Origin of the sequence: Dietzia sp. CW19 (assembly GCF_014145265.1) — a bacterium.
In the GTDB taxonomy this organism is placed as follows: domain Bacteria; phylum Actinomycetota; class Actinomycetes; order Mycobacteriales; family Mycobacteriaceae; genus Dietzia; species Dietzia natronolimnaea.
Window position 1 is genome coordinate 1 of record NZ_JAALEE010000049.1, and the last position, 6,169, is coordinate 6,169.

The window sequence follows — 6,169 nt, forward strand, 5'->3', positions numbered from 1 at the left end:
GCGTGCCCCGGTTCGGGCCCGACTCCGCCGCCCGACACCTGTCCGAGGGTGGTGCCGTCCCGCTCGGCGGGGCCGATCCCTCGGGCGCGGCCGGTCGCGACGTCGACACCCCCGAGGACGTCCTGGCACTGACCGGACGCGCCGTGGGTGAGGCCACCGCGGCGGTGTTGAGGACCCCCTCCGTGAGTCAACGTGCTCGCTCCGCCGGGGTATCGGCCACAATGGTCCGGTGACCGCAGACGACCCCGTGCTCGAGCAACTCCCCCGACCCCGTGACCGTTACCTCAACCGAGAACTCAGCTGGCTCGACTTCAACGCACGAGTGTTGGCCCTGGCGGGCGAGAAGGACCTGCCGCTACTCGAGAGGGCCAAGTTCCTCGCGATCTTCGCGTCGAATCTCGACGAGTTCTACATGGTGCGGGTGGCCGGCCTCAAGCGCCGCGACAAGACGGGTCTGTCGGTCAGATCCGCCGACGGCCAGACGCCCGCCGAGCAGCTCGGCCGGATCAGTGTCCGGACCCGCGAGCTCTGCGACGAGCAGACCCGGTTGTTCCACGACGAGATCAGACCCGAACTCGAGCAACACGGGATCCGGATCCTGCCCTGGGGCGAGCTCACCGCCGACGAGCGGTTCTCCCTGGCGGAGCTGTTCAGGAACTCGATCTTCCCCGTCCTCACGCCGCTCGCCGTCGACCCGGCGCACCCATTCCCCTACATCTCCGGACTCAGCCTCAACCTCGCGGTGATCATCCGCGACATCGGTTCGGGGCAGGAGCACTTCGCCCGGGTCAAGATCCCCCACAACGTGCCCCGGTTCGTCAGGGTCGCCCGGGACGCGGAGGACGAGTACTCGTTCGTGCCCGCCGAGGAGATCATCGCGGCCCACCTCGGCGACCTGTTCCAGGGCATGGAGGTGGTCGAGCACCACGTCTTCCGCGTGACCCGTAACGCGGACATGGAGGTCGAGGAGGACCGTGACGAGGACCTGCTGCAGGCGCTCGAGCGCGAGCTCGCCCGCCGCCGCTTCGGCTCCGCCGTGCGGCTGGAGATCGCCGAGGACATGACGCCGCGGATGCTCCGGATCCTCCAGCACGAACTCGACGTGGACTCCGAGGACGTGATCCGGTTCTCGGGACTGCTCGATCTGACGGGGCTGTGGCAGATCCACGGTCTGGACATGCCCGACCTCAAGGATCCGGCGATGGTCCCCGCCACCCCCCCGGCATTCGGTGAGCGTGAGACCGCCCGGAACATCTTCGCGTCCCTCCAGGAGGGCGACGTCCTCGTCGAGCACCCGTATGACTCGTTCGCGACCACCGTCCAGCGGTTCATCGAACAGGCTGCTGCGGACGAGAACGTGCTGGCGATCAAACAGACCCTGTACCGGACCTCCGGCGACTCCCCCATCGTCAACGCTCTCGTCGACGCCGCGGCGGCCGGCAAGCAGGTCGTCGCACTGGTGGAGATCAAGGCACGCTTCGACGAGCAGAACAACATCCGCTGGGCGCGAGAGCTCGAACAGGCCGGTGTCCACGTGGTGTACGGCCTGCTGGGACTCAAGACACACTGCAAGACCTGCCTGGTGGTCCGGAAGGAGGGCGACCGGCTACAGCGTTACGCCCACATCGGCACAGGGAACTACAACCCCAAGACGGCCCGCCTGTACGAGGACGTGGGGTTGTTCACCGCGGACGAGGAGGTCGTCTCCGATCTGACGGACCTGTTCAACCACCTCACCGGGTTCTCCAACGTCTCCAAGTACCGACGACTGCTCGTGGCCCCCGAGGGGATCCGCTCGGGGATCATCGAGCGGATCGACCGTGAGATCGGCTTCGCGGCCGAGGGTCGCGAGGCGGGGATCCGGCTCAAGGCCAACGCGCTGGTCGACGAGCAGATCATCGACGCCCTCTACCGGGCCTCGCAGGCGGGCGTGCAGGTGGACATCGTGGTCCGCGGGATCTGTGCCCTGCGCGCCGGTGTCCCCGGGCTCAGCGAGAACATCCACGTCCGCTCGATCCTCGGACGCTTCCTCGAGCACTCGCGGATCCTCAACTTCCGCGGGGCGGACGAGGTGCTCATCGGCAGCGCCGACATGATGCACCGGAACCTCGACCGCCGGGTCGAGGTGATGACCACCGTCACCGACCCCCGGCTCAAGGGTCAGATCCACCGCATCTTCGACTCCGCCCTCGACCCGGCAACGCGCAGCTTCCATCTGAGGCCTGACGCCTCGTGGGCGCGGATGCCCGCCCCCGGGGACCGGACCGACTCGGTCGACCACCAGGAGCGCATGGCCTCCGTCCACGCGGGGTTCCGGGACCGATGAGCAGGAAGTCGAACGGCGGCCGGACCAGCGTCCGGGTGGTCCCCGCGGCCGGGGCCGTCCTGTACCGCATGGACGGGGGGTCCGCCCGCTGCGCCGTGGTCCACCGCCCCCGGTACGACGACTGGTCGTTGCCCAAGGGCAAGGTCGATCCCGGTGAGTCGCTGCCCGTCACCGCGGTGCGCGAGATCGCGGAGGAGACGGGGTTCTCCGCGGCTCTCGAGTCCAGGATCGGGACCACCGCGTACCCGCTCAAGGAGAACACCCGGAAGGAGGTCACCTACTGGTCCGCGCTCGCGTCCGGGGGTGGCTTCGAGCCCAACTCCGAGGTCGACGACATCCGGTGGCTCCCGGTCGACGAGGCCAAGGAACTGGTCTCGTACGCACTGGACCGCAAGATCCTGACGCGCTTCGCCGCGGCCCGGCCCGTGGATTCTGTCCTCCTGCTGGTCCGACACGCCAAGGCGGGGAGCCGCTCGGAATGGAGTGGTGACGACTCGTCGCGCCCGCTCGACAAGGCCGGACGCACCCAGGCAGAACTCCTGGTCCCGATGCTCAGGGCGTTCGGCGTCCGGAGGCTCCACAGTGCCCCCCGGGTGCGGTGTGAGCAGACCCTGGCCCCACTCGCCGACGAGCTCGGGGTCGGGGTCACACCCGAGCCGGTTCTGAGCGACGAGGCGTACCTCGACGATCCCGCCGCCGCCCGCGCCCGCCTCCTCGAGATCGCCGGCGGCGACGGGGTGGCGGTGGTGAGTTCTCAGGGGACCGCGATCCCCGGCCTCCTGGGCGACCTGGCCGAACGTGCCGGTATCGACGTGGGGGACACCTCGACCAAGAAGTCCGGCGCCTGGGGGCTGGGGTTCGACGGTGGGACCCTGGTGTTCGCCGACCACTACCCGAGCCCGCTCCCCGTGCGGTGAGGCAGGCGCTCAGCTGACCTTGTCGCGGTGGTTGACACCGTTCTTCCCGACACCGCCGAAGGACTGGTGCGAACTGGACCGCTTGGCGGCGAGGCGACCCTCGGGGAGGGTCTCGGTGCCCTGCACGACGGATTTGAAATACTGCCCGGGCCGGAACGCCGGCGAGTACGTGGGTGGGACGGGGATGGACTCACCGGTGTGCGGGTTGCGCGCGACCCTCGCCGCGCGTGCGCGCTTCTCGAAGATGCCGAATCCCATGATGGTGATGGACTCTCCGGCCGCCACCGCCCGCACGATGATGTCGAGAGTGTTCTCCAGCGCCTCGGTGGCGAGCTGCTGGTCTCCGTCCATCCGTTCCGCCAGCTCGGCGATCAGGTCGGCCTTGTTCACGAGGGATCCCCCTTAGGGTGAGTACGCCGACGCGGCAGAGCACCGCGTCATACGAAATATAAGCATACTCACACGTTGCCGTCACGGGGAGCGTTCCGGACGTGACTCCGGACCGGTCGGTCAGCCGCCAGGTGCCCGGTCGGTCAGCCGCGACCGGGCAGCGTGGTGACGGGCTTGAAGGTCGGCCTGCGCTGCTCGAACTCCGCGATCGCATCGGCCTGCCGGAGGGTGAGCCCGATGTCGTCGAGACCTTCCATGAGGCGCCAGCGGGTGTAGTCGTCGATCTCGAACGGGACGGTCACGTCCCCCGCGGTCACGGTCCGGGTCCCCAGGTCGACGGTCAACTCGAGGCCCGGACGCTCGTCCATGATCTTCCACAGCAGGTCGACGTTCTGCTGCTCGACCTGCGCGGCCACCAGTCCGGACTTGCCGGAGTTGCCGCGGAAGATATCGGCGAAGCGCGAGGAGATGACGACGCGGAAGCCGAAGTCCTTCAGGGCCCAGACCGCGTGCTCGCGCGACGAGCCGGTGCCGAAGTCCGGACCCGCCACGAGCACCGAGGCGCGGTCGTACGGGGAACGGTTGAGGACGAAGTCGGGTTCGTTCGCTCGCCAGGACGAGAACAGTCCGTCCTCGAAACCGGTGCGGGTGACGCGCTTGAGGTACTCGGCGGGGATGATCTGGTCGGTGTCCACGTTGGACCGGTGCAACGGCGCCCCGATGCCGGTGTGGGTGGTGATCGGCTCCATGATGATCAGGCCCCCTTCGCGGGCTCGAGATCGGCGGGCGAGGCCAGGCGGCCGACGACGGCCGTGGCCGCGGCGACCGCCGGGCTGACGAGATGGGTACGGGCACCCTTGCCCTGGCGGCCCTCGAAATTGCGGTTGGAGGTCGAGGCACAGCGCTGGCCGGGCTCGAGTGAGTCCGGGTTCATCCCGAGACACATGGAGCACCCCGGTTGACGCCACTCGGCGCCGAACGCGGTGAACACCTTGTCCAGGCCCTCCTGCTCGGCGAGCTGGCGCACCTGCATCGATCCCGGGACGACCAGCATCCGGACACCCTCGGCGACCGCGCGGCCGTCGATGATCTCCGCCACGGTCCGGAGGTCCTCGATACGCCCGTTGGTGCACGAGCCCACGAAGACCACGTCCACCGGGACGTCGCGCATCGGGGTGCCGGCCTCGAGGTCCATGTACTCGAGCGCACCCTCGGCGGCGACACGGTCGCTCTCGTCCCCGAAGGACTCCGGGTGCGGGACGGTGGACCCGAGGGGCACACCCTGGCCGGGGTTGGTGCCCCAGGTGACGAACGGGGTGAGGGCGGAGCCGTCGATCACCACCTCGGTGTCGAACACCGCGTCATCGTCGGTCCGCAGGCCGGTCCAGTACTCGACGGCGGCGTCCCACTCCTCCCCGGCGGGGGCGTGCGGCCGCCCCTTCAGGTAGTCGTAAGTGGTCTGGTCCGGGGCGATCATCCCGGCCCGGGCGCCGGCCTCGATGCTCATGTTGCAGATGGTCATCCGCGCCTCCATCGAGAGCTTCTCGATGGCCTCGCCGCGGTACTCGATGATGTGCCCCTGACCCCCGCCCGTCCCGATCTGGGCGATCACGGCCAGGATGAGGTCCTTGGCGGAGACCCCCGGCTGCAGTTCGCCGGTGACGGTGACGGCCATGGTCCTGAACGGCCGCAGCGACAGTGTCTGGGTGGCCATGACGTGCTCGACCTCGGACGTCCCGATACCCATCGCGATGGAGCCGAACGCTCCGTGGGTCGAGGTGTGCGAGTCCCCGCACACGACGGTCATGCCGGGCTGGGTCAGGCCGAGCTGGGGCCCGATGATGTGGACGATGCCCTGCCCCGGGTCACCCATCGGGTACGCCCGGACCCCGAACTCCTCGCAGTTGGTGCGCAGCGTCTCGATCTGGGTCCGTGAGACGCGGTCGGCGATGAGGTTGACGGCCCCGCCGACGATGTCGGTCGGGACGTTGTGGTCCTCGGTCGCCAGGGTGAGGTCCGGACGGCGCAGGCCGCGGCCCGCCAGCCGGAGTCCGTCGAAGGCCTGCGGGCTGGTGACCTCGTGGATGAGGTGGAGATCGATGAAGATGAGGTCCGGCTGACGGGCTTCGCCCTCCCCCTCGCCCCTGACCACCACGTGGTCGTCCCAGACCTTCTCCGCCAGGGTTCGGCCCCGGGCACCTCCGGACGGTGTCACACTCATCACGCCTCCAGTCCACGCCCGGGTGTCGAACCGATGGATTCTCACCATGTAGGACGCTATAGTCGAACTGTGAGACAGTATAGCGGGATCGGAGTCCTCGACAAAGCCATGACGGTGCTCCACGCGGTGGCCGAGCAGCCGTGCGTCCTGGCCGACCTCTGCGAGCGCACCGGACTCCCCCGGGCCACCGCCCACCGGCTCGCGGTGGGCCTCGAGATCCACCAGCTCCTGTCCCGGGACGACGCCGGCGTGTGGAGCCTCGGCCCGGGCCTGGCCAAGCTCGCCGCGCACGCCGCGGACTCCCTGGCGGAGGCC

The 6,169-nt window shown here is 69.2% G+C and carries 6 protein-coding genes and 1 pseudogene; 4 read left to right on the plus strand and 3 right to left on the minus strand.

Annotation, left to right across the window (positions count from 1 at the left end):
* The 3 genes and pseudogenes from G6021_RS16880 to G6021_RS01825 all read left to right on the plus strand — a co-directional run.
* Positions 1 to 233, plus strand: a pseudogene (locus tag G6021_RS16880) (2-phospho-L-lactate guanylyltransferase); the annotation flags it as partial.
* Positions 230 to 2,326 carry an RNA degradosome polyphosphate kinase gene (locus G6021_RS01820; RefSeq protein WP_182640540.1) on the plus strand — a complete coding sequence of 699 codons (2,097 nt, stop codon included), beginning with the start codon at positions 230 to 232 and terminating at the stop codon, positions 2,324 to 2,326. The pseudogene G6021_RS16880 and the gene G6021_RS01820, both read left to right, overlap by 4 nt.
* A complete protein-coding gene (locus tag G6021_RS01825) occupies positions 2,323 to 3,243 on the plus strand; it encodes an NUDIX domain-containing protein (protein ID WP_182640541.1) in 921 nt (306 codons plus the stop codon). Before G6021_RS01820 ends, G6021_RS01825 begins: the two co-directional genes overlap by 4 nt.
* Before the next feature lie 9 nt (positions 3,244 to 3,252).
* Here G6021_RS01825 and G6021_RS01830 read toward each other — a convergent pair whose 3' ends face one another.
* From G6021_RS01830 to leuC, 3 genes are all read right to left on the minus strand, one after another.
* On the minus strand, positions 3,253 to 3,633 hold the full coding sequence (locus G6021_RS01830) for an HU family DNA-binding protein (protein ID WP_179525501.1): 381 nt from the start codon (positions 3,631 to 3,633) through the stop codon (positions 3,253 to 3,255).
* A 143-nt stretch (positions 3,634 to 3,776) separates the two neighbouring features.
* Positions 3,777 to 4,382 (minus strand): 3-isopropylmalate dehydratase small subunit, encoded by a 606-nt coding sequence (leuD, locus tag G6021_RS01835; RefSeq protein WP_182609742.1) that lies wholly within the window; start codon positions 4,380 to 4,382, stop codon positions 3,777 to 3,779.
* Positions 4,383 to 4,387: 5 nt separating this feature from the next.
* On the minus strand, positions 4,388 to 5,854 hold the full coding sequence (leuC, locus tag G6021_RS01840) for a 3-isopropylmalate dehydratase large subunit (protein WP_182640542.1): 1,467 nt from the start codon (positions 5,852 to 5,854) through the stop codon (positions 4,388 to 4,390).
* Between the two features lie 69 nt (positions 5,855 to 5,923).
* Between leuC and G6021_RS01845 the strand changes: the two genes are divergently transcribed.
* Positions 5,924 to 6,169, plus strand: a 246-nt coding sequence (locus tag G6021_RS01845; protein ID WP_182640543.1) for a helix-turn-helix domain-containing protein, incomplete at its 3' end; no start/stop codon positions are given.